The following is a 21014-nucleotide window of genomic DNA, read 5'->3' on the forward strand; positions in this document are numbered from 1 at the left end:
CCAACCCCGACAGCCGGGTTCCGGGAAGCCGGGTGTCGCAGTGGTTTAGGTGTCGACGTTGAACACCCGGGCAGGCAACCGGCCGTGGCTATTTCGGGTCGAGATAGGTTTCGAGTCCGGCTTGTGCGCCGCGTGCGCCACGGCGGGCAGCGGCGAGCTGCCAGACGAAGATGGTCGTGCCGAGCAACCCTGTTGCCAGCCCGGCCACTGTCACCGGACGCCAACTTGCGAGGCCAGGCACGACGAATGCGGCCACCGCGGCGACCAGCCAGGCGAGCGCGCCGACCGCGATCACCGGCCACACCTCGAGCAGCACGGGTGGTAGCGGTGGCGGCTCGCGAATCTGACTATTTTCGACGCTCATCCCGAGTCAACATAGCGCGGCGATGATGCGTCGGCGAACGGCCCGGGGTGGGTGGCTTCCGCACCAGCGGGAGGTACCACCACCTGCTGGTGGGTCGTCGGCCGGCAATGGGTGGAACCGAAATCGTCGTTCGCCGTTTCAGATGCCCTAGTCTGAACTTCCGTTGTAACCTCAGCTGTGCTTGACAGCGATGCGCGGCTGGCCAGCGACTTGTCATTGGCGGTCATGCGGCTCTCCCGCCAACTGCGGTTTCGGAACCCGTCATCGCCGGTCTCGCTGTCCCAGCTCTCAGCGTTGACGACGCTGGCCAATGAGGGCGCGATGACCCCGGGTGCGTTGGCGATTCGTGAACGGGTCCGGCCACCGTCGATGACCAGGGTGATCGCCTCATTGGCCGACATGGGTTTTGTAGACCGCGCCCCACACCCCATCGACGGTCGGCAGGTGCTGGTCTCGGTGTCGGAATCGGGCGCCGAATTGGTCAAGGCGGCACGGCGGGCCCGGCAGGAGTGGCTGGCTGAGCGGCTCGCGACGCTGAACCGCAGCGAGCGTGACATCCTGCGCAGCGCCGCCGATCTGATGCTGGCTCTGGTCGACGAAAGCCCGTGACCGAAGGCCGTTGTGCCCAGCACCCCGACGGCCTCGATGTTCAGGACGTCTGCGATCCCGACGACCCACGGCTCGACGATTTCCGTGACCTGAACAGCATCGACCGTCGTCCCGATCTGCCGACCGGCAAGGCGTTGGTGATCGCCGAGGGTGTGCTGGTGGTGCAGCGCATGCTGGCCTCACGGTTCACGCCGCTGGCGCTGTTCGGCACCGACCGCCGGCTGGCCGAGCTCAAGGATGATCTGGCCGGTGTCGGCGCGCCGTACTATCGAGCGTCGGCTGATGTCATGGCACGGGTGATCGGCTTCCATCTCAATCGTGGGGTGTTGGCAGCCGCGCGCCGGGTGCCGGAGCCGAGCGTTGCTCAGGTGGTCGCCGGGGCGCGCACCGTCGCAGTGTTGGAAGGCGTTAACGACCATGAGAACCTGGGCTCGATCTTCCGCAACGCGGCAGGGCTGAGCGTGGACGCGGTAGTGTTCGGCACCGGCTGCGCTGATCCGCTCTACCGTCGTGCGGTGCGGGTATCCATGGGACACGCGTTATTGGTGCCATATGCACGCGCGGCCGACTGGCCCACCGAACTTATGACGTTGAAAGAGAGCGGCTTTCGACTGTTGGCGCTGACCCCACACGGCAACGCGTGCAAACTACCGGAGGCCATCGCCGCGGTGTCGCACGAACGGATTGCGCTACTGGTGGGCGCGGAGGGCCCGGGCCTAACGGCGGCCGCACTGCGGATTAGCGATGTGCGGGTGCGCATTCCGATGTCCCGAGGGACCGACTCCCTCAACGTCGCGACGGCGGCCGCATTGGCTTTCTACGAGCGGACTAGGTCGGGCCATCACATTGGGCCCGGCACGTGAACGATCAGCGCGACCAAGCCGTGCCCTGGGCAACGGGTTTGGCGGTCGCCGGCTTCGTCGCCGCAGTCATCGCGGTTGCGGTCGTGGTGCTGAGCCTCGGCCTGATCCGCGTGCATCCGCTGTTGGCCGTCGGTCTCAACATTGTGGCGGTCAGCGGGTTGGCCCCTACGCTGTGGGGCTGGCGCCGCACCCCAGTGCTGCGCTGGTTCGTGCTTGGCGCGGCAGTGGGCGTGGCGGGCGCGTGGTTGGCGCTGCTCGCCTTGACGTTGGGGGACAGCTAGCGACGCCCGCCTGAGCGCACCCCGAGCAGCACATCTTCCCAGGCAGGTATGGCGGGTTTGCCTCGTCGGTTGCTGACCGGCTGTGCGGACGGCACCGTGAGCGTCGGCTGTGCGGGCTCGGGCTCATCGAAGTCGAGATGGGCGACCGGCGCCAACGGCCGTAGCGGGCGATTGAAGGTGGGGTTGATCAGCTCATGGGCCGTGTCGTCGATCGCGGTGGCGGTTCCGCCGTGGGCGCCGGGGGTGAAGCGGAAATGCGCCAGGTTGTCGGAGCGGCCAGCCTTCCAGGCAAGCTGCACCGTCCAGCGACTGTCCTCGTTGCGCCACGCGTCCCAGGTGAGGCTGTCGGGGTTAAGGCCGCGTGCCACCAGGGCCGCGGCGACGGTCTCCTGCATGGTCAGCACCGCCGGGCCGTCGGCCAGGACCGGGTGCGCCGCGGTTGCCAGCTCGGCCGCGCGCGAGCGTTCCAACAGTACCGGGTGGGCAAACCGGCGGATACGGGCGATGTCGGAGCCCGATGCCGCAGCGACCTGTTCGACAGACGCGCCGGCCCGAATTCGGGCCTGAATCTCCTTGGGGCTCAGCACGTTGGTGACCTCGATGTCCAGCTGGGCTTGCTCCGGCGGGACGGAGTCGTCCCGTAGCGCCGCCCGCAGTCGGTCGTCGACCGGCAGCTTGAACTGTTCGGACGGGATGTCACCCTGGCAGATGATGTTTTTGCCGTCGGCATCGAGCCCAACGACTTTGAGTTCCCGCATGGCTTCTCCTCGCAGGCTCCGGGCAGGACAACGCCGGACCTGTTACGTGCGCACTCTAGTGCGGTAAACGCCGTTAGCCTCGTTGACACGCGGAGGTGTCTTGCCGGCATGGCGCTGGTGACCGGAATGCCCGGTCACAGCCGCACTAAAGCAGCGCTAAAGCCGCTCGACCACCCAGTCGACGCACTCGGTGAGGGCGCTGACGTCATCCGGCTCGACCGCGGGGAACATCGCGACCCGCAGCTGGTTTCGGCCCAGTTTGCGATACGGCTCGGTGTCGACGATGCCGTTAGCCCGCAGGATCTTCGCGACGGTCCCGGCGTCGACGTCGTCGACGAAGTCGATCGTGCCCACCACCTGCGACCGCAACCCGGGGTCGGTGACAAATGGCGTGGTGTAGGGCCGCTCTTGCGCCCACGAGTACAACCGCTGCGACGAGTCCGCGGTGCGTTTGACCGCCCAGTCCAAGCCACCGTTACCCACCAGCCAGTCGATCTGTTCGGCCAGCAGCGCCAGCGTGGCGATGGCCGGTGTGTTGTATGTCTGGTTCTTCAAGCTGTTCTCGACCGCGATCGGCAGGGACAGGAAATCAGGAACCCAGCGACCGGTCGCGGCGATGGCCTCGATCCGGCTCAGGGCGGGGGGGCTCATGATGGCCAGCCACAGGCCGCCGTCGCTGGCGAAGTTCTTCTGCGGTGCGAAGTAGTAGGCGTCGGTCTCGGCGATGTCGACCGGTAGGCCGCCAGCACCGGAGGTGGCGTCGATGACGACCAAGGCGTCATCGGAGCCCTCCGGACGGCGCACCGCAACCGCGACCCCGGTCGAGGTCTCGTTGTGGGCCCAGGCGATCACGTCGACTGACGGGTCGGTTTGCGGCTCCGGAGCACTGCCGGGATCCGACGTGATGATGATCGGCTCGCCGACGAACGGGTTCTTGGAAACGGCGGAAGCGAACTTCGCGCTGAACTCGCCGTAAGTCAAGTGCAGTGAGCGTTTGTCAATCAGCCCGAAGGCGGCCGCATCCCAGAACGCCGTGGCACCACCATTGCCCAGTATCACCTCATAGCCGTCCGGCAACGAGAACAGCTCGGCCAGGCCTGACCGAACCCTGCCCACCAGATTCTTGACCGGCGCCTGTCGGTGCGACGTGCCGAACAATGCCGCTGCGGTGGTGGTCAGCGTTTGCAGTTGCTCAAGCCGGACCTTCGACGGGCCCGACCCAAAGCGGCCGTCGCGGGGTTTGATGGCGGTGGGAATTTCCAGGTGGGGGGTGAGCTGGTCGGCCATGCCATCAGGGTAGTGAGGGGTACCGAACCGCGGCGACTCGAGCGGAACGAAAGCCTGCCGGCACAGGCGCGTAGTGTGAACAAGCTCACATGCAAGCCCTGGCTGGTGGCTGGGTCATAGTGTCGCCAAGGGTCTGGATAATTCCCGGTACCAGCGGTACCGTGTTCGATACCCGTGCGGACGCACACCTCGGTGGGGAGGCTTCGAATGGACAGGACGCGCATAGTTCGGCGGTGGCGCCGCAACATGGACGTGGCCGACGACGCCGAGTACGTGGAAATGCTGGCCACACTGTCCGAGGGGTCTGTGCGGCGGAATTTCAACCCGTACACCGATATCGACTGGGAGTCGCCGGAGTTCGCCGTCACGGACAACGATCCCCGGTGGATCCTCCCGGCGACCGATCCGTTGGGCCGCCACCCCTGGTACCAGGCGCAGTCGCGGGAACGCCAGATCGAGATCGGGATGTGGCGCCAGGCCAACGTGGCCAAGGTCGGGCTGCACTTCGAATCCATCCTGATTCGCGGCCTGATGAACTACACGTTCTGGATGCCCAACGGCTCACCGGAATACCGGTATTGCCTGCACGAATCGGTCGAAGAGTGCAACCACACCATGATGTTCCAGGAGATGGTCAACCGTGTCGGCGCGGACGTTCCGGGGCTGCCACGGCGGCTGCGGTGGGTTTCACCGCTGGTTCCGCTGGTGGCCGGACCATTGCCGGTGGCCTTCTTCATCGGCGTGCTCGCTGGGGAGGAGCCCATCGACCACACGCAAAAGAACGTGTTGCGCGAAGGCAAGTCGCTGCATCCGATCATGGAACGAGTGATGTCCATTCACGTGGCCGAGGAAGCGCGACACATCTCGTTCGCCCACGAGTACTTGCGTAAGCGGCTGCCGCGCCTGACCCGGATGCAGCGGTTCTGGATCTCGCTCTACTTCCCCCTGACGATGCGGTCGTTGTGCAACGCGATCGTGGTGCCGCCCAAGGCATTCTGGGAGGAATTCGACATCCCGCGCGAGGTCAAGAAGGAGTTGTTCTTCGGCTCGCCGGAGTCGCGAAAGTGGTTGTGCGACATGTTTGCCGACGCCCGCATGCTGGCCCACGATACCGGATTGATGAACCCGATCGCTCGGCTAGTGTGGCGACTCTGCAAGATCGACGGCAAGCCGTCGCGCTACCGCAGCGAGCCGCAGCGTCAGCACTTGGCTGCCGCGCCGGCCGCATAGCTTGCTACGAGTGCACGCATGCCGCACGTAATTACTCAGTCGTGCTGCAACGACGCGTCCTGCGTCTTCGCATGTCCGGTGAACTGCATCCACCCGACGCCGGACGAGCCGGGCTTCGCGACCTCGGAAATGCTCTATATCGATCCGGTGGCCTGCGTGGACTGTGGTGCCTGCGTAACCGCCTGCCCGGTCAGCGCGATCGCGCCGAACACCCGGTTGGACTTCGAGCAGCTGCCGTTCGTCGAAATCAATGCGTCGTATTACCCGAAGCGGCCCGCCGGCGTGAAGCTAGCGCCGACGTCGAAGCTGGCTCCGGTGACTCCGGCCGCCGAGGTGCGTGTGCGCCGGCAGCCGCTGACGGTAGCCGTCGTCGGGTCCGGGCCCGCGGCGATGTATGCGGCCGATGAGCTGCTGGTCCAGCAGGGAGTGCAGGTCAACGTCTTTGAGAAGCTGCCGACACCCTACGGGCTGGTGCGCTCCGGGGTGGCGCCGGATCACCAGAACACCAAGCGGGTCACGCGACTATTTGACCGGATCGCCGGTCATCGCCGCTTCCGGTTCTATCTCAACGTCGAGATCGGCAAGCATCTAGGCCATGCCGAGCTATTGGCCCACCATCACGCCGTGCTGTACGCGGTCGGAGCGCCCGACGACCGCCGGCTGACGATTGACGGGATGGGACTGCCGGGCACCGGTACCGCCACGGAGCTGGTCGCGTGGCTCAACGGACATCCCGACTTCAACGATCTGCCAGTCGATCTCAGTCACGAACGCGTGGTGATCATCGGCAACGGGAATGTCGCGCTCGACGTGGCGCGCGTGCTTGCGGCCGATCCGCACGAGCTGGCCGCCACCGACATCGCCGACCACGCGTTGTCCGCGTTACGCAACTCGGCGGTCCGTGAGGTGGTGGTCGCCGCCCGCCGCGGTCCTGCCCATTCGGCGTTCACCCTGCCCGAGCTGATCGGGCTCACGGCCGGAGCCGACGTCGTGCTTGACCCGGGAGATCATCAGCGAGTACTCGATGATCTGGCAATCGTTGCCGATCCGTTGACCAGGAACAAGCTGGAGATCTTGAGCACGCTGGGGGACGGGTCGGCGCCTGCGCGACGAGTCGGGCGCCCGCGGATCCGGCTGGCCTATCGGCTCACGCCGCGGCGCGTCCTCGGCCAGCGGCGGGCCGGCGGAGTTCAGTTCTCGGTCACCGGAACCGACGAGCTGCGCCAACTGGATGCTGGCCTGGTGCTGACGTCGATTGGCTACCGCGGCAAGCCGATTCCCGACCTGCCGTTCGACGAGCAGGCCGCGCTCGTGCCCAACGATGGTGGACGGGTCATCGACCCGGGCACCGGCGAGCCGGTGCCCGGCGCATACGTCGCGGGTTGGATCAAGCGCGGGCCCACCGGGTTCATCGGCACGAACAAGTCCTGCTCTATGCAGACCGTTCAGGCGCTGGTGGCCGACTTCAACGACGGCCGGCTGACCGATCCGGTGGCTACACCGACGGCGCTGGATCAGCTGGTGCAGGCCCGCCAGCCCCAAGCCATCGGCTGTGCGGGATGGCGGGCCATCGACGCGGCCGAGATTGCGCGCGGCAGCGCCGACGGCCGGGTCCGCAACAAGTTCACCGACGTCGCCGAGATGCTCGCGGCAGCAACCAGCGCGCCTAAGGAACCGCTTCGGCGGCGCGTGCTGGCCCGGCTGCGTGACCTGGGGCAGCCGATCGTGCTAACCGTCCCCTTGTGATGACATGGCGGCTTGGATCTCATCCATGTTGACCTCGCGCACCGGCTGGCCCAGCGACCAGTGGTGGCCGAACGGGTCGGCGACCACCCCGTAGCGGTCTCCCCAGAGCTGGTCCTCCAAGGCGGTCACCACCGTGGCGCCCGCGTTCAGGGCACGCTGGAACTTGGCGTCGACATCGGTGACGGTCAAATGAATGGTGACCGGTGTTCCGCCCAGCGAGGTGGGCGTCATCGACTTGCCGCCGCACATCTGCGGGACGTCGTCGTTGAGCATCACCGTAAAGCCGTTGATGCGTAGTGCGGCGTGGATCAGTTTGCCATCGGGACCGGGGACGCGCCCCAGTTCGACGGCGTCAAAGGCCTTGACGTAGAAGTCGATCGCCGAGGCAGCGTCGTCGACGACAAGGTGTGGTGACAGAGCGGGTTCGACGTTGATCGCCATGGTGTCTCCTTGTTGTTGGTGTGCTCGGCCAATCCGGGGCCCGGACAGGCTCACGGATATTGACTTCCGGCGCGATGGAAAATCATCGCGGTGCCGTCATTCAATCGCCGGACACGTGGCCACCGCCCAGCGGTGTGGCCAGCAAGCCGAATCTCAACCGCAGGTGTCTTCAATGAATACTTTTCCGTCACAACGTGATTGCTGCTTTGTGTCGACAAGCGCACTTTTCGGTCTCGACACGAATGCTCTTCCGTTACAGCGCAAGTTGAAACTTTCTGCACGCAACCCATGCCGACCATGTCCGCGCCACCCGCTCAAGCGCCGGTATGTGGCGCCTTGGCGGCTAGGCCAACCGCCCCCGGCAACGCCAGCTGCACACGCCCAGCGAAGCGCGATTGTCGGTACGGGTCGCGCTGCGAAACCTGCCTCCCATTCGCACTAGCAAAAGACTGTCGACAAGCGAGCAGTCGACTTCAGGCCGCGACCGAACCCGACGAGACGACAACAACATCTGTCATCTCAATGCGCTCACCAGGATCGCTACAATATCAGCCAGCTACATGAGCCGATGTATATCCAGGAAGGCTCTGCCGCCGACATGTTGGATCGCTCGCGCGGACAGCTGCACCGGCTCTACCTGGCTAGTAGGTGAATTCAATGGCGCGTTCGCTCATTACTCACCCATGTGCACAATAGGTTCGCGTGCGGCTCGCCGGCAACGTTGGCAACATCCCGATTCCCATTGATTGCACGTTGCGCGGCCTAACCCAATATTCCCGGACGAACAACGCCGAGGTCGTGCAGAGCGTCGAGACACACCACCGTCCCGCTAACTTTGATGCCCTCACCTGAGGAAAACCACAGGAGCGTCAGGTACTCACCCACTGCGGGAATTGCGATGACGTTCAAACCGATCGAGGCCGCGCAGCTACGCCAGCGCGCAGTGAACAGGCCGTAACTGGACCGCGCTTGCGCAACGTTCGAAAAGGGATCCGGTGGAGCGGCCCGACGACACCAAATAGGCCATATCCCCCAAAGACTGGTATTGACAACCGTTCTGATGCCGCGTCAGACTTCCCACCACGCCACGGACCGTCCAACGCCAGAACTCAATACCGTCTCGTCCCAGGCGAAACCGTGAGCCTAGCCGATGATCTCCTGGCATTGGTCGGACTGGACTTGATCTGCTCGCTGACAAGCATACGTATCAGTGCTACGAACCGTTCACGCGGTGAACCTGCTGGGCGCACAAGGAGAATCGATGGATTACGCCAAACGCATCGGCCAGGTTGGGGCGTTAGCCGTTGTCCTGGGGGTGGGGGCGGCGGTGACTACCCACGCGATCGGCTCTGCCGCGCCGACGGATCCGAGCTCCTCGAGCACCGATTCGCCGGTCGACGCGTGCTCGCCGTTGGGTGGGTCCGCCAGTTCGTTGGCTGCGATACCGGGCGCCAGTGTGCCACAGGTCGGCGTGCGACAGGTAGACCCCGGAAGCATCCCCGATGACTTGCTCAATGCCCTGATCGACTTTCTGGCCGCGGTACGCAACGGGTTGGTGCCCATCATCGAAAACCGCACTCCGGTAGCGAATCCGCAACAAGTCAGCGTCCCTGAGGGGGGCACCGTCGGCCCGGTCCGGTTTGACGCCTGCGACCCCGATGGCAACCGGATGACCTTCGCGGTGCGCGAGCGCGGTGCACCCGGTGGACCCCAGCATGGCATCGTGACCGTCGACCAACGAACGGCCAGCTTCATCTACACAGCCGATCCGGGTTTCGTTGGCACCGATACCTTCAGTGTGAACGTCAGCGATGACACCAGCCTGCACGTGCACGGTCTGGCGGGATACCTGGGTCCGTTCCATGGGCACGACGACGTCGCCACCGTGACCGTGTTCGTCGGCAACACCCCGACCGACACCATCAGCGGCGACTTCAGCATGCTCACCTACAACATCGCGGGGCTGCCCTTCCCGCTATCCAGCGCAATTCTGCCCCGGTTCTTCTACACCAAAGAGATTGGGAAGCGGCTCAACGCCTACTACGTCGCGAACGTCCAGGAGGATTTCGCCTACCACCAATTCCTCATCAAGAAATCCAAGATGCCGAGCCAGACCCCGCCGGAGCCGCCTACCTTGCTGTGGCCTATCGGTGTGCCCTTCTCCGACGGGCTCAATACCCTCTCGGAGTTCAAGGTGCAGCGGCTGGACCGGCAGACATGGTATGAGTGCACATCCGACAACTGCCTCACCTTGAAGGGCTTCACCTACAGCCAGATGCGGCTTCCCGGCGGTGACACGGTCGACGTCTACAACTTACATACCAACACCGGTGGAGGGCCGACCACCAACGCCAACCTCGCGCAGGTCGCCAACTACATCCAGCAGAACTCGGCGGGCCGCGCGGTCATCGTCACCGGCGACTTCAACGCGCGGTACTCCGACGACCAAAGCGCTCTGTTGCAATTTGCGCAGGTCAACGGGCTCACCGATGCCTGGGTGCAGGTAGAACACGGCCCCACCACACCGCCGTTCGCGCCCACTTGCATGGTCGGCAACGAGTGCGAGCTGCTCGACAAGATCTTCTATCGAAGCGGCCAGGGAGTGACGTTGCAGGCCGTCAGCTACGGCAACGAGGCGCCGAAATTCTTCAATTCCAAGGGTGAGCCACTGTCGGATCACAGCCCGGCGGTGGTCGGCTTCCACTACGTCGCGGACAACGTGGCCGTACGGTGACAGCGGTTGATCGCCAACTGGTTTGTCGTCGGCCTCAGGCGGTGGTGAGTACCCGCTCCCAGCCGTCGACCGATTCCGGGCTGCGCGGGCCCGGTCCCACGTAAATGGCCGACGGGCGGACCAGCTTGCCGAGTCGCTTCTGCTCGAGAATGTGGGCACACCAGCCGGCAGTGCGCCCACAGGTGAACATTGCTGGCATCATGTTGGCCGGTACCCGGGCAAAGTCCAGGACCACTGCGGCCCAGAATTCGACATTGGTCTCGATCGCCCGATCCGGACGGCGCTCTCGCAGTTCTGACAGCGCAGCCTGCTCCACCGCGACCGCGACCTCGTAGCGGGGGGCGCCCAGCCGCTCGGCGGCCGCCCGCAGCACCCGCGCCCGCGGGTCCTCGGCGCGGTAGACCCGGTGCCCGAACCCCATCAGTTTCTCGCCGCGGTCCAGGATTCCCTTGGCCACGCTGCGGGCATCGCCGGCGCGTTCGACCTCGTCGAGCATCGGCAGGACGCGCGCCGGCGCGCCACCATGCAGCGGTCCGCTCATCGCCCCGATTGCGCCCGACAGCGCTGCTGCCACATCCGCCCCAGTTGAGGCGATCACACGCGCGGTGAATGTCGAAGCGTTCATGCCGTGCTCGGCGGCCGACACCCAGTAGGCGTCAATGGCCTCGATGTGTCTGGGGTCTGGCTCGCCCTGCCAGCGCGTCATGAAACGTGCTGTGACCGTCGAGCATTCATCGATGATTCGCTGCGGGACCGCCGGCTGGTAGATGCCCCGTGCGGATTGCGCGACATAGGACAGCGCCATCACCGATGCCCGGGCCAGCTGTTGGCGGGCGGTGGCGTCGTCGATGTCGAGCAGCGGCGCATATCCCCAGATGGGCGCCAGCATCGCCAGGCCGGCCTGGACGTCGACGCGCACATCGCCGGAGTGAATCGGCAGCGGGAACGGCTCAGCCGGCGGCAGCCCGCTGCCGAAGTTGCCGTCCACCAGCAGCGCCCACACATCGCCGAAGGTGACCCGCTGACTTACCAGGTCTTCGATGTCGACGCCACGGTAGCGCAGGGCCCCGCCGTCTTTGTCCGGCTCGGCAATCTCGGTCGTAAAGGCCACCACGCCGTCGAGGCCGGGGACGAAATTCTCCGGGACCACTGTCATACGAGAATTCTCACACCTGGCCCCGGCAACGACGCTACCGGCTGGTGCCAATCACGGTGCCGGCGATGAGCGTGCCGCGAGAATCGTCACGAGGGTGAGCCGCGGCGTGCCGCCTCGTCTACCAGTTGTACTCGGGAGGCCAAGCCAAGTTTGGCGTAGACGTGGGTGAGGTGGGTTTGCACAGTGCGCGGCGAGACGAAAAGCCGTTTTGCAATGTCCTTGTTGGATAACCCCTCGCTGACCAACCGCACGACGTCGCGTTCGGTCGGGGTCAACGAGCCCCACCCGCGGGCCGGTCGTTTGCGTTCACCGCGACCGCGTTGTGCATATGCGATCGCCTCGTCGGTGGACAAGGCGGCCCCCTCGGCCCAGGCGCGGTCGAAATCCTCATCACCCATCGCCTCACGAAGCGCCGTCACCGAGGCCTGGTAGCCGGCATCCCAAATCTTGAAGCGGACCTGACGTGTCTGTTGCCGAAGGGCGGCTGCGGCACCGAGAAGGCGGACACCTTCGGAGTGACTGCCGACCTCGCCGGCCAGGCCGGCGAGGAGTTCCATGGCATCTGGCATGCCCTGGTAGATGTGCAGCTCGGCGCCGCACGCCAGCGCAGCATGAGCATCATCGCGCGCCAGTTCTGGTTCGCCCCGTGCGGTGGCTACGCGCGCGCGTATTGTCAACGCCACCATTCGGTGCCACCCATTGGTCGCATCGACGGCGTCGTTGGCGAACTGTCGTGCGGCGATCGCATCACCTCCTGCCAGGGCTAACTGCGCCATCAGGACCTGGTGCATGGTCACCTGGTCGGGCTGGGCCCTAAGAATCGGCCGCGCCGCGTCGCTGGCCTCGAGCGCTGCCGTGACATCACCGGCGGCCAGCGCGGCGTACGTCATCGCCGCATAACCAATGCCTTGGTACACACCGCCTAACTCCGTCGCGGCTGCAATGCACGCCCCGGCTATGGCGTGGGCCGCGCTGGCGCCGCAATACGCCAGCACCTGGGCTTGGGTATATAGGCCGAGAACCTTTGTCGGCACATCGTTGGATGCCTCGGCCTCGGCAGTGATTTCTCTGGATAGCTCGAGGGCCTCGGTCAGATTGCCAGCCCACATCTGCGCCAAACTAAGCCACAAGCTGCAGTGACGTGAGACGAACCGGTCGCCGATGGTGTCGGCCAGGTCGCGGCATTCTTCTGCCGCGGCTCGCAAAGCATTCGGGTCACCTGATATGCAGGTCCCCACCCCCCGCCAGTAGAGGATTTGACACAGCGTCCATTTGTCGTCAATAGCGCGTGCCAGGTCGGTCGCTTCGGCGAAATAGGGCGCAGCGGCCTCCGCGTTGTAGCCACTGCTACAGCCGCAGGCGGTGAGCGCCCGCACCAACGCGGCGGGGTCGCCCACCTCACGTGCCATCGCCAGCGCTTGTTGTGCGGGAGCGATGATGTCGGTGGCGCCTACCGGACTGGTGGCCAGCCAGGTACTGAGCATTGCCTTGTCAGCGAGCGCTCGCGCCCGTACTGCTGTTGACACAGCGAGCCGGTGGAACCTTTGGTCTTCCAGGATCGAGTTGAACCAGGACAACCCCTCGCGCAGGTGCGCCCGCCCGAACCAGATTGGTTGCAGCGAAGATGCGAGCTGTAACGCTTCGGTGATATGGCCATTTTCCCGGCTCCAGGCGAACGCGGCGCGCAGGTTGTCGATCTCGGTCTCAGCCCGGGCGACAAGCCGTTGGTGATCGTTGTCCGCAGGAGTGTTGAGTGAGGCGGCCAGCGCCGTGTAGTAGTCACGGTGACGTGCGTGCACATCGGCCTCGCCGGAGTCGCCCAGTTTTTCCAGCGCGTACCGACGCACCGTTTCCAGCAGCCGGTACCGCGTGCGGCCCTGGCAGTCGTCGGCCACCACCAGCGACTTGTCTACCAGCAGGGTCAGCTGATCAAGCACCGAAAACGGATCCAGGTCGCTACCGGCGGCGACCGCCCGCACCGCGGCGAGGTCGAACCCGCCGACAAATGGCGCCAGTCGCCGAAACAAGATTTGCTCGGTCTCGGTCAGCAGTGCATGCGACCAATCGATCGAGGCGCGAAGTGTCTGCTGGCGCTGCACCGCGCCCCGCACACCGCCGGCCAACAGCCGGAAACAGTCGTCCAGACCGTCGGCAATCTCGAGCGGTGACATCGACCGCACCCGTGCGGCAGCGAACTCGATCGCCAGCGGTATGCCGTCTAGCCGCCGGCAGATCTCGCCGACGGCCGCGGCGTTGTGATTGGCGATGGTGAACCCGGGCTGAACTCGGCTGGCTCGGTCAGCAAACAATTCGACTGCTTCGTCGGTTATCGACATCGACGGTACGCGCCAGGTGATCTCGCCGGCCATCCCGATCGGCTCCCGGCTAGTCGCTAAGATCGTCAGCTCCGGACAGGCCCCCAATAGCTCAACGACCAACGCTGCGCACGCATCGAGAAGATGTTCACAGTTGTCCAACACCATGAGCATGCGGCGATTGCCGATGAATCGGCGAAGACTATCCATGGTTGAACGGCCCGGCTGATCGGGCAGACCCACGGCGCGCGCAGCCGTGGCTGCGACGATCCCGGATTCAGTGATCGGGGCCAGATCGACAAAGCACAAACCGTCGCGAAGTTCGGATGCACTCGCGATCTGGATTGCCAGACGGGTCTTGCCGACACCGCCGGTTCCGCATAGCGTCACGAGCCGGTTCTGCGCCAACAGTGCCCGCACCTCGCTTATTTGCGCACGGCGGCCCACAAATGTGGTGAACTGCGCCGGGAGAATCGATGTCGGGCTGGATTTGGCCGTGCGCAGTGGGGGAAACTTTTCGCGAATGTCGGGGTGGCACAACTGCATGACCCATTCGGGACGAGGTAGACCGCGCAGCGGGTGGCGGCCGAGATCGACAAGCCATGCATCGGCTGGGAGCCGGCCAGTCACTAAATCACCTGTCGCAGCTGACAGGACAACCTGACCCCCGTGTGCCAAATCGCGGAGACGCGCCGTCCGGTTGATAGTGGGGCCGACATAGAGTTCGTCGCGCAACTGTACCTCGCCTGTATGAAGACCTATACGTAGTCGGATCGGCGCGAGCGAGGTCCGCTGCAGATCCAGCGCGCATGCAGCGGCATCGCTAGCGCGAGTGAAAGCCGCAACGAAGCTATCACCCTCGTACCGTTTGACCGGCTGCACCCCACCGTGATTCGTGATAGCTTCCGACACAGTGTGATCCAAGTGCGCGATGGCGGTCGCCATGTCCTCTGGGCACATTTGCCATAGGTGGGTCGATTCCTCGACGTCGGCTAAGAGCAATGTCACCGTGCCCGTCGGCAGCAATCTGCTCACGTCTAATCCCTGGTTGGCTATAAGGACGCGTCTGCGTGGGGGAACGAACTCACATCGGCCAACATCTGGTGGAGCCGCATAGCAGCGGAGCGAATGGTACCGGAGATCCAGCGATCCTAGCGCAGATATACGACCCCTGGCGACGCACTTTGCGCATGTTGGCGGATGATCTTCGCCCCGCAGGATCGCATGGTCGATGTCGATGTTGGGAGGAAGGCTGTTATGAACTGCGTTGAAGAGCACGATACGTGTCTGACCACTGCTATCACGTCATCGCAACACCTTCGCGGCGCCGCGAAGCCAATAAGCACACTACAGTTCGGGGAAGACACCTGGCCCATCCTCGAAACAGGCCTCTCGCAGCGATGTTCATTACCGCCCAAAGAGATTGTCTTCGGCGCTGCACGGTGGGCGCTCGCGGCGGCCCGCGGGATGCTACCGCGGCCCACGACCGACAGCCCACCGCAGCGTCAGCGCTACCCGAAGCGCTACCGATTCCTGGAGCACTCCTGCCTAGAACGCGAGATGCGTCGACTATAGAACAGCGTCGCGTGTTTGTCTCGGTAGCTGCTCTGTATAGTATGCGTTGCTTAACCGCATGTGGGAGGGTGATTTTGGGCTGTTCTGGGGGGTCGGAGCGATGACCGGGCGATGTCCGACGGTTGCCGTGGTCGGAGCGGGTATGTCCGGAATGTGCGTCGCAATTACGTTGCTGAGCGCAGGGATTACTGATGTCTGCATCTATGAAAAGGCCGACGATGTTGGCGGAACGTGGCGCGATAACACCTATCCAGGTCTGACATGTGATGTGCCGTCCCGGCTCTATCAGTACAGCTTTGCCAAGAATCCGAACTGGACCCAGATGTTTTCACGCGGAGGCGAAATCCAAGATTACTTGCGTGGGATCGCCGAGCGCTACGGGCTGAGGCACCGGATTCGGTTTGGCGCCACGGTTGTCAGCGCCCGATTCGACGACGGCCGGTGGGTGTTGCGCACCGATTCCGGAACGGAGTCGACAGTAGACTTCTTGATTTCGGCCACCGGCGTTTTACATCATCCCCGAATACCGCCGATCGCTGGTTTGGACGACTTCAGGGGGACGGTGTTTCACTCGGCTCGCTGGGATCACACGGTTCCGCTGCTGGGACGCCGAATCGCGGTGATCGGTACCGGGTCCACGGGCGTACAACTCGTCTGCGGCCTGGCTGGGGTCGCGGGTAAAGTCACCATGTTCCAGCGCACCGCACAATGGGTGCTGCCGTGGCCTAACCCTCGATACTCGAAGCTGGCGCGTGTCTTCCACCGCGCTTTTCCGTGTCTGGGTTCGCTGGCCTATAAGGCATATAGCCTTTCCTTCGAAACGTTCGCGGTTGCGCTCAGCAATCCAGGTTTGCACCGAAAGCTGGTAGGGGCCGTGTGTCGCGCCAGCTTACGTCGGGTGCGTGACCCCCGACTGCGTCGGGCACTGACGCCTGATTACGAGCCGATGTGCAAACGGCTAGTGATGTCCGGCGGATTCTATCGGGCGATTCAGCGTGACGACGTCGAATTAGTCACCGCCGGTATCGATCACGTCGAACATCGGGGCATCGTCACCGATGATGGTGTGTTGCACGAGGTGGACGTCATCGTGCTTGCCACGGGGTTTGACTCTCATGCATTTTTCCGGCCGATGCAGCTGACCGGTCGCGACGGCATCAGGATCGACGATGTGTGGCAAGACGGTCCGCATGCTCATCAAACCGTCGCAATACCTGGATTTCCGAACTTCTTTATGATGTTGGGGCCACACAGCCCAGTGGGAAACTTCCCGCTGACAGCGGTCGCCGAATCTCAGGCTGAACACATAGTGCAGTGGATAAAGCGATGGCGCCATGGTGAATTCGACACCATGGAACCGAAGTCAGCTGCTACCGAAGCATATAACACGGTGTTGCGGGCCGCGATGCCGAACACCGTCTGGACCACCGGCTGCGACAGCTGGTACCTGAACAAAGACGGTATTCCTGAGGTTTGGCCATTTGCACCGGCCAAACACCGCGCCATGCTCGCTAACCTACATCCCGAAGAATACGACCTGCGGCGCTATGCTGCGGTGCGCGCAACTAGTCGGCCTCAAAGCGCTTGAAGCCTATCGAGGTGCTGGACGGTGACGTTCGCGCGGGATCGGCCACTGATCCCGTTCTGACGGCGCTGACAAAGGTTATAGCGGTGACCATTGGCGCAGCTTCGGTATCGGCTTCGGGCACCGCTCGGCCGACGCGGCGCAGATACTCGGCCAATGGAGTAGCGGTCGCGCGCCAGCCTCGCTCATCGAACCATTCCGTGGCCCGCGCCCACCGCTCGTTGTAGACCATTTGAAAGAACCTGCGCGGGTCGCCTTGGGCGTTCGCGGTGCGTTCTCGTTCGAGCTTCGCTGCGAATTCGCAAGGGTCCAGTGGAGTTGCTTCCTCGACAGCAACGTGGCTACCGGGGCTAGCCAAGGTGTCGATGCCGATAAACAGGCGCTGCTGGGCCTCGGCCGAGAGATAGACCAGCAGGCCCTCGGCGATCCAAGCCGACGGCCGGTTGGCATCAAATCCGTTGTTACACAAGGCTATCTGCCACTCATCGCGCAGATCGACAGCAACCGACCGACGTTGGGCTCGCGGCCGTATGTGATAGTCGGCGAGCACCGCGTTCTTGAAGTCGAGGACCTGAGGTCGATCCAACTCGAAGATTGTTGTCCCGATTGGCCATTGCAATCGGAATGCACGGGAATCCAATCCTGCAGCCAAGATGACCACCTGCTTCATGCCGGCGGCCGTTGCCCGGGAGAAATACTCGTCGAAATACCTGGTGCGGGCACCTTGGAAGTTGACGAAATGCTCACCGAAGTCCCCGGTTGTCAGATAGTGATCGGGCAGCTTGCCGTCCAATACGTCGGCCCATTCACCACCTGCGGCACGGCAGAAAACCTCGGCATAGGGATCGATGGCCAGCGGATCGGCCTTCTGCGTCTCCAATGCTCTTGCGGCGGCTACCAATAGTCCTGTCGAACCAACACTCGTGGTGACATCCCAGCTATCGTCCTCGGTCCGCATTCATCGAACTCTAGTTGCTCCAGTCCGCCCACCGCTGTCGGTATCCCAGCGCAGTCGGCCGTGCACACATATCTGCGCGGTGGACTTGGTACTTCTACGCGCATTCGCCGATGTTTTGCGATCCGCGGCGGGTCTATGGTGCCATTTATGTGCCAGGATCGGTCTTCAATAACAACGTCGCGAAGCGAGGGGTCGTGACGTGAGAGGGCTCGCTTATGCCGGCGGTGGATGCCCAGTAGGGCGACGGTCCAGGAATTCTCAGCCAGTTATCCGTTCTGCCACAATGGATTCCGGCCGATCATGATGCCAAAGATCGTCTCCGTCCAACATTCCACTCGCCGCCACTTGACGAGCTTTGTCGGTCGCAAGGCTGAGCTGAACGACGTGCGGCGGCTCCTGTCCGACAAACGACTGGTGACGCTTACCGGTCCGGATGGGATGGGGAAATCCCGTCTCGCGCTGCAGATCGGCGCCCAGATTGCACACGAATTCACTTATGGCCGTTGGGATTGCGACTTGGCTACGGTCACTGACCGAGACTGCGTGTCCATCTCGATGCTGAATGCCTTGGGCTTGCCTGTCCAGCCGGGTTTGTCTGCGATCGACACGCTCGTCGGTGTCATCAATGATGCTCGGGTGCTGCTGGTGTTGGACCATTGTGAGCATTTGCTGGACGCGTGTGCCGCGATAATTGATTCGCTGTTACGTTCCTGTCCGAGATTGACGATCCTGACGACAAGTACCGAAGCGATCGGGTTGGCGGGCGAGCTGACCTGGCGGGTGCCCCCGTTGTCGCTGACCAACGATGCCATCGAGCTGTTTGTCGACCGGGCACGCCGAGTGCGGTCGGATTTTGCGATTAATGCCGATACCGCGGTGACGGTCGGGGAAATCTGCCGACGCTTGGACGGTGTGCCACTGGCGATCGAGCTGGCCGCGGCGCGAACGGACACCTTGTCGCCGGTGGAGATCCTTGCTGGTCTAAATGACCGATTCCGGCTGGTGGCCGGTGCTGCGGGCAACGCGGTGCGCCCCGAACAGACGCTGTGTGCCACGGTGCAATGGTCGCATGCTCTGTTGAGTGGACCTGAGCGTGCGTTGTTGCACCGGTTGGCAGTCTTCGCCGGCGGGTTCGACCTTGACGGCGCCCAGGCGGTCGGTGCCAATGACGAGGACTTCGAGGGCTACCAGACACTCGGCCGGTTTGCCGAGTTGGTGGACAAGGCATTTGTCGTCGTCGAAAACAACAGGGGCCGAGCGGGATACCGGTTGCTGTATTCGGTGCGTCAGTACGCGTTGGAGAAGCTCAGTGAGTCGGGAGAGGCCGACGCCGTGCTTGCGCGTTACCGCAAGCACCTCAAACAACCCAACCAGGTAGTGCGTGCTGGGTCAGGCGGGGTTCGGTACTGATGCGTGAACGTAGCTTAACCGTCGGTGGGAATTGACCGCGCCACCCATAGCAGTCGAGAGGAACACCCGCAGCAAAGTGCGCCAACAACAGGAGGCTGACGTCGTTGCCCTGGGTCGAAAGCCAGGGCTGCTATGTGTGCCGGAAAGGTTCCGTGCAATGGATCTTCCGATGGCAGCCGCCGATGCCTTATTCCTATGGGCCGAGACGCCGACGCGGCCGCTGCATGTCGGCGCGTTGGCCGTGCTGAGTCAGCCCGACAACGGGACCGGGCGTTACCTGCGCAAGGTGTTCTCCGCCGCGGTGGCCCGTCAGCAGGTGGCGCCGTGGTGGCGCCGACGCCCGCACCGGTCGCTCACCTCGCTCGGGCAGTGGTCTTGGCGCACCGAGGCCGAGGTGGACCTGGATTACCACGTGCGGCTTAGCGCATTGCCGCCACGGGCCGGTACCGCCGAGCTGTGGGCGTTGGTTTCTGAACTACACGCCGGCATGCTGGACCGCTCCCGCCCGCTATGGCAGGTGGACCTGATCGAGGGTCTACCTGGCGGGCGCTGCGCGGTCTACGTCAAGGTCCACCATGCGCTGGCGGACGGAGTCTCGGTGATGCGGCTTTTACAACGGATCGTCACCGCGGACCCGCATCAGCGTCAGATGCCCACCTTGTGGGAGGTGCCAGCGCAGGCGTCGGTGGCCAAACACACGGCACCGCGCGGTTCGTCGAGACCACTGACGTTGGCCAAGGGGGTGCTGGGTCAAGCCAGGGGCGTCCCGGGCATGGTGCGCGTAGTGGCCGATACCACGTGGCGGGCAGCGCAATGTCGCAGCGGGCCGCTGACACTGGCCGCACCACACACCCCGCTGAACGAGCCGATCGCCGGGGCCCGGTCCGTGGCAGGTTGTTCCTTTCCGATCGAGCGGCTGCGACAGGTCGCCGAACACGCCGATGCCACCATCAACGATGTCGTGCTGGCCATGTGCGGCGGGGCGTTACGTGCGTACCTGATCAGCCGGGGAGCGTTACCGGGTGCGCCGCTGATAGCGATGGTGCCGGTTTCGCTGCGCGATACCGCAGTTATCGACGTGTTCGGCCAGGGTCCAGGCAACAAGATCGGTACGTTGATGTGTTCGCTGGCGACGCACCTGGCCAGTCCGGTCGAACGGCTGTCGGCGATACGGGCAAGTATGCGCGACGGCAAAGCCGCGATCGCCGGCCGAAGCCGAAACCAGGCGCTGGCCATGAGCGCATTGGGCGCCGCCCCGCTCGCCCTTGCGATGGCCCTGGGGCGCGTGCCCGCGCCGCTGCGCCCACCAAATGTGACGATCTCCAACGTGCCGGGCCCGCAGGGCGCGCTGTACTGGAACGGCGCTCGCCTGGACGCGCTCTACCTGCTCTCGGCACCTGTCGATGGCGCGGCGTTGAACATCACCTGTAGCGGCACCAATGAGCAGATCACTTTCGGTTTGACGGGCTGCCGTCGTGCCGTCCCCGCGCTGAGCATCCTGACCGACCAGCTCGCCCACGAACTCGAGCTACTCGTTGGCGTCAGTGAAGCCGGCCCAGGGACCAGACTTCGAAGGATCGCAGGGCGCCGTTAAACGGACGCCGCGAGTCATCACCCGGCCGAGCGCGCAGCGGCTTACCTTACGCGCGGCCGCCCATGGTGCCAGAGACCCCACCCCGGGCAGGCGGGTCATCCCGATAGC

At 64.2% G+C, this 21014-nt stretch carries 16 protein-coding genes; 9 read left to right on the forward strand and 7 right to left on the reverse strand.

Annotated elements, in window-relative coordinates; all coding sequences use genetic code 11:
- Positions 1-88: 88 nt before the first annotated feature.
- Positions 89-364: a DUF2530 domain-containing protein gene (locus MCAN_RS04590; RefSeq protein WP_003404603.1), complete on the reverse strand. Its 276-nt coding sequence runs from the start codon at positions 362-364 to the stop codon at positions 89-91.
- Positions 365-541: 177 nt separating this feature from the next.
- On the opposite strand from MCAN_RS04590, the gene MCAN_RS04595 reads away from it, so the two are divergent.
- The 3 genes from MCAN_RS04595 to MCAN_RS04605 are packed head-to-tail and all read left to right on the forward strand — an operon-like array spanning position 542 to position 2117.
- Positions 542-973, forward strand: coding sequence for an Rv0880 family HTH-type transcriptional regulator (locus MCAN_RS04595; RefSeq protein WP_003404606.1), 432 nt, complete (start codon positions 542-544; stop codon positions 971-973).
- A complete protein-coding gene (locus tag MCAN_RS04600; RefSeq protein WP_014000481.1) occupies positions 970-1836 on the forward strand; it encodes a TrmH family RNA methyltransferase in 867 nt (288 codons plus the stop codon). The genes MCAN_RS04595 and MCAN_RS04600 overlap by 4 nt, the downstream gene beginning before the upstream one ends.
- Positions 1833-2117, forward strand: a complete 285-nt coding sequence (locus MCAN_RS04605; protein WP_014000482.1) for a DUF2537 domain-containing protein — start codon at positions 1833-1835, stop codon at positions 2115-2117. Before MCAN_RS04600 ends, MCAN_RS04605 begins: the two co-directional genes overlap by 4 nt.
- On the opposite strand, the gene sepH is transcribed toward MCAN_RS04605, so the two are convergent.
- Together sepH and serC are read right to left on the reverse strand one after the other, a co-directional pair.
- The gene (gene sepH, locus MCAN_RS04610; protein ID WP_014000483.1) at positions 2114-2875 is read right to left on the reverse strand and encodes a septation protein SepH; all 762 of its coding nucleotides are present in this window, start codon (positions 2873-2875) and stop codon (positions 2114-2116) included. The two genes, MCAN_RS04605 and sepH, sit on opposite strands and share 4 nt — an antisense overlap.
- 156 nt (positions 2876-3031) lie before the next feature.
- Positions 3032-4162: a phosphoserine transaminase gene (gene serC / locus MCAN_RS04615; protein WP_014000484.1), complete on the reverse strand. Its 1131-nt coding sequence runs from the start codon at positions 4160-4162 to the stop codon at positions 3032-3034.
- Positions 4163-4369: 207 nt separating this feature from the next.
- On the opposite strand from serC, the gene MCAN_RS04620 reads away from it, so the two are divergent.
- Both MCAN_RS04620 and MCAN_RS04625 read left to right on the forward strand, forming a co-directional pair.
- Positions 4370-5392, forward strand: a complete 1023-nt coding sequence (locus tag MCAN_RS04620) for an AurF N-oxygenase family protein (protein WP_003404627.1) — start codon at positions 4370-4372, stop codon at positions 5390-5392.
- An 18-nt stretch (positions 5393-5410) separates the two neighbouring features.
- On the forward strand, positions 5411-7138 hold the full coding sequence (locus tag MCAN_RS04625) for an FAD-dependent oxidoreductase (protein ID WP_003404631.1): 1728 nt from the start codon (positions 5411-5413) through the stop codon (positions 7136-7138).
- Here the strand turns inward: MCAN_RS04625 and MCAN_RS04630 are convergent.
- Complete coding sequence (locus tag MCAN_RS04630) at positions 7121-7579, reverse strand: VOC family protein (protein WP_003404633.1); 459 nt, start codon at positions 7577-7579, stop codon at positions 7121-7123. The two genes, MCAN_RS04625 and MCAN_RS04630, sit on opposite strands and share 18 nt — an antisense overlap.
- Positions 7580-8840: 1261 nt before the next feature.
- Here MCAN_RS04630 and spmT point away from each other — a divergent pair.
- On the forward strand, positions 8841-10313 hold the full coding sequence (spmT, locus tag MCAN_RS04635) for a sphingomyelinase (protein ID WP_003901038.1): 1473 nt from the start codon (positions 8841-8843) through the stop codon (positions 10311-10313).
- A gap of 34 nt (positions 10314-10347) precedes the next feature.
- Here spmT and MCAN_RS04640 read toward each other — a convergent pair whose 3' ends face one another.
- Both MCAN_RS04640 and MCAN_RS04645 read right to left on the reverse strand, forming a co-directional pair.
- Positions 10348-11469: a citrate synthase 2 gene (locus tag MCAN_RS04640; RefSeq protein ID WP_014000485.1), complete on the reverse strand. Its 1122-nt coding sequence runs from the start codon at positions 11467-11469 to the stop codon at positions 10348-10350.
- 86 nt (positions 11470-11555) lie between these two features.
- The gene (locus tag MCAN_RS04645) at positions 11556-14819 is read right to left on the reverse strand and encodes a LuxR family transcriptional regulator (protein ID WP_015287947.1); all 3264 of its coding nucleotides are present in this window, start codon (positions 14817-14819) and stop codon (positions 11556-11558) included.
- A 640-nt stretch (positions 14820-15459) separates the two neighbouring features.
- Here MCAN_RS04645 and MCAN_RS04660 point away from each other — a divergent pair.
- The gene (locus tag MCAN_RS04660) at positions 15460-16947 is read left to right on the forward strand and encodes a flavin-containing monooxygenase (RefSeq protein ID WP_003404651.1); all 1488 of its coding nucleotides are present in this window, start codon (positions 15460-15462) and stop codon (positions 16945-16947) included.
- Here the strand turns inward: MCAN_RS04660 and MCAN_RS04665 are convergent.
- Complete coding sequence (locus MCAN_RS04665; RefSeq protein WP_014000487.1) at positions 16925-17902, reverse strand: class I SAM-dependent methyltransferase; 978 nt, start codon at positions 17900-17902, stop codon at positions 16925-16927. The genes MCAN_RS04660 and MCAN_RS04665 overlap by 23 nt on opposite strands.
- 228 nt (positions 17903-18130) lie before the next feature.
- Here MCAN_RS04665 and MCAN_RS04670 point away from each other — a divergent pair, with 228 nt between their 5' ends.
- Positions 18131-19312, forward strand: coding sequence for an ATP-binding protein (locus MCAN_RS04670; protein WP_014000488.1), 1182 nt, complete (start codon positions 18131-18133; stop codon positions 19310-19312).
- 157 nt (positions 19313-19469) lie between these two features.
- Positions 19470-20906, forward strand: a complete 1437-nt coding sequence (locus tag MCAN_RS04675) for a WS/DGAT/MGAT family O-acyltransferase (protein WP_181518727.1) — start codon at positions 19470-19472, stop codon at positions 20904-20906.
- Positions 20907-21014: the final 108 nt, after the last annotated feature.

The organism is Mycobacterium canetti CIPT 140010059 (assembly GCF_000253375.1).
GTDB lineage: Bacteria > Actinomycetota > Actinomycetes > Mycobacteriales > Mycobacteriaceae > Mycobacterium > Mycobacterium tuberculosis.

Excerpts from the sequence above, each read along its gene's own strand:
- MCAN_RS04590 (WP_003404603.1), bottom strand. The coding sequence starts at position 364 with ATGAGCGTCGAAAATAGTCAGATTCGCGAGCCGCCACCGCTACCACCC.
- sepH (WP_014000483.1), bottom strand. The coding sequence starts at position 2,875 with ATGCGGGAACTCAAAGTCGTTGGGCTCGATGCCGACGGCAAAAACATC.
- serC (WP_014000484.1), bottom strand. The coding sequence starts at position 4,162 with ATGGCCGACCAGCTCACCCCCCACCTGGAAATTCCCACCGCCATCAAA.
- MCAN_RS04620 (WP_003404627.1), top strand. The coding sequence starts at position 4,370 with ATGGACAGGACGCGCATAGTTCGGCGGTGGCGCCGCAACATGGACGTG.
- MCAN_RS04625 (WP_003404631.1), top strand. The coding sequence starts at position 5,411 with ATGCCGCACGTAATTACTCAGTCGTGCTGCAACGACGCGTCCTGCGTC.
- MCAN_RS04630 (WP_003404633.1), bottom strand. The coding sequence starts at position 7,579 with ATGGCGATCAACGTCGAACCCGCTCTGTCACCACACCTTGTCGTCGAC.
- spmT (WP_003901038.1), top strand. The coding sequence starts at position 8,841 with ATGGATTACGCCAAACGCATCGGCCAGGTTGGGGCGTTAGCCGTTGTC.
- MCAN_RS04640 (WP_014000485.1), bottom strand. The coding sequence starts at position 11,469 with ATGACAGTGGTCCCGGAGAATTTCGTCCCCGGCCTCGACGGCGTGGTG.
- MCAN_RS04660 (WP_003404651.1), top strand. The coding sequence starts at position 15,460 with ATGACCGGGCGATGTCCGACGGTTGCCGTGGTCGGAGCGGGTATGTCC.
- MCAN_RS04665 (WP_014000487.1), bottom strand. The coding sequence starts at position 17,902 with ATGCGGACCGAGGACGATAGCTGGGATGTCACCACGAGTGTTGGTTCG.
- MCAN_RS04670 (WP_014000488.1), top strand. The coding sequence starts at position 18,131 with ATGCCCAGTAGGGCGACGGTCCAGGAATTCTCAGCCAGTTATCCGTTC.
- MCAN_RS04675 (WP_181518727.1), top strand. The coding sequence starts at position 19,470 with ATGGATCTTCCGATGGCAGCCGCCGATGCCTTATTCCTATGGGCCGAG.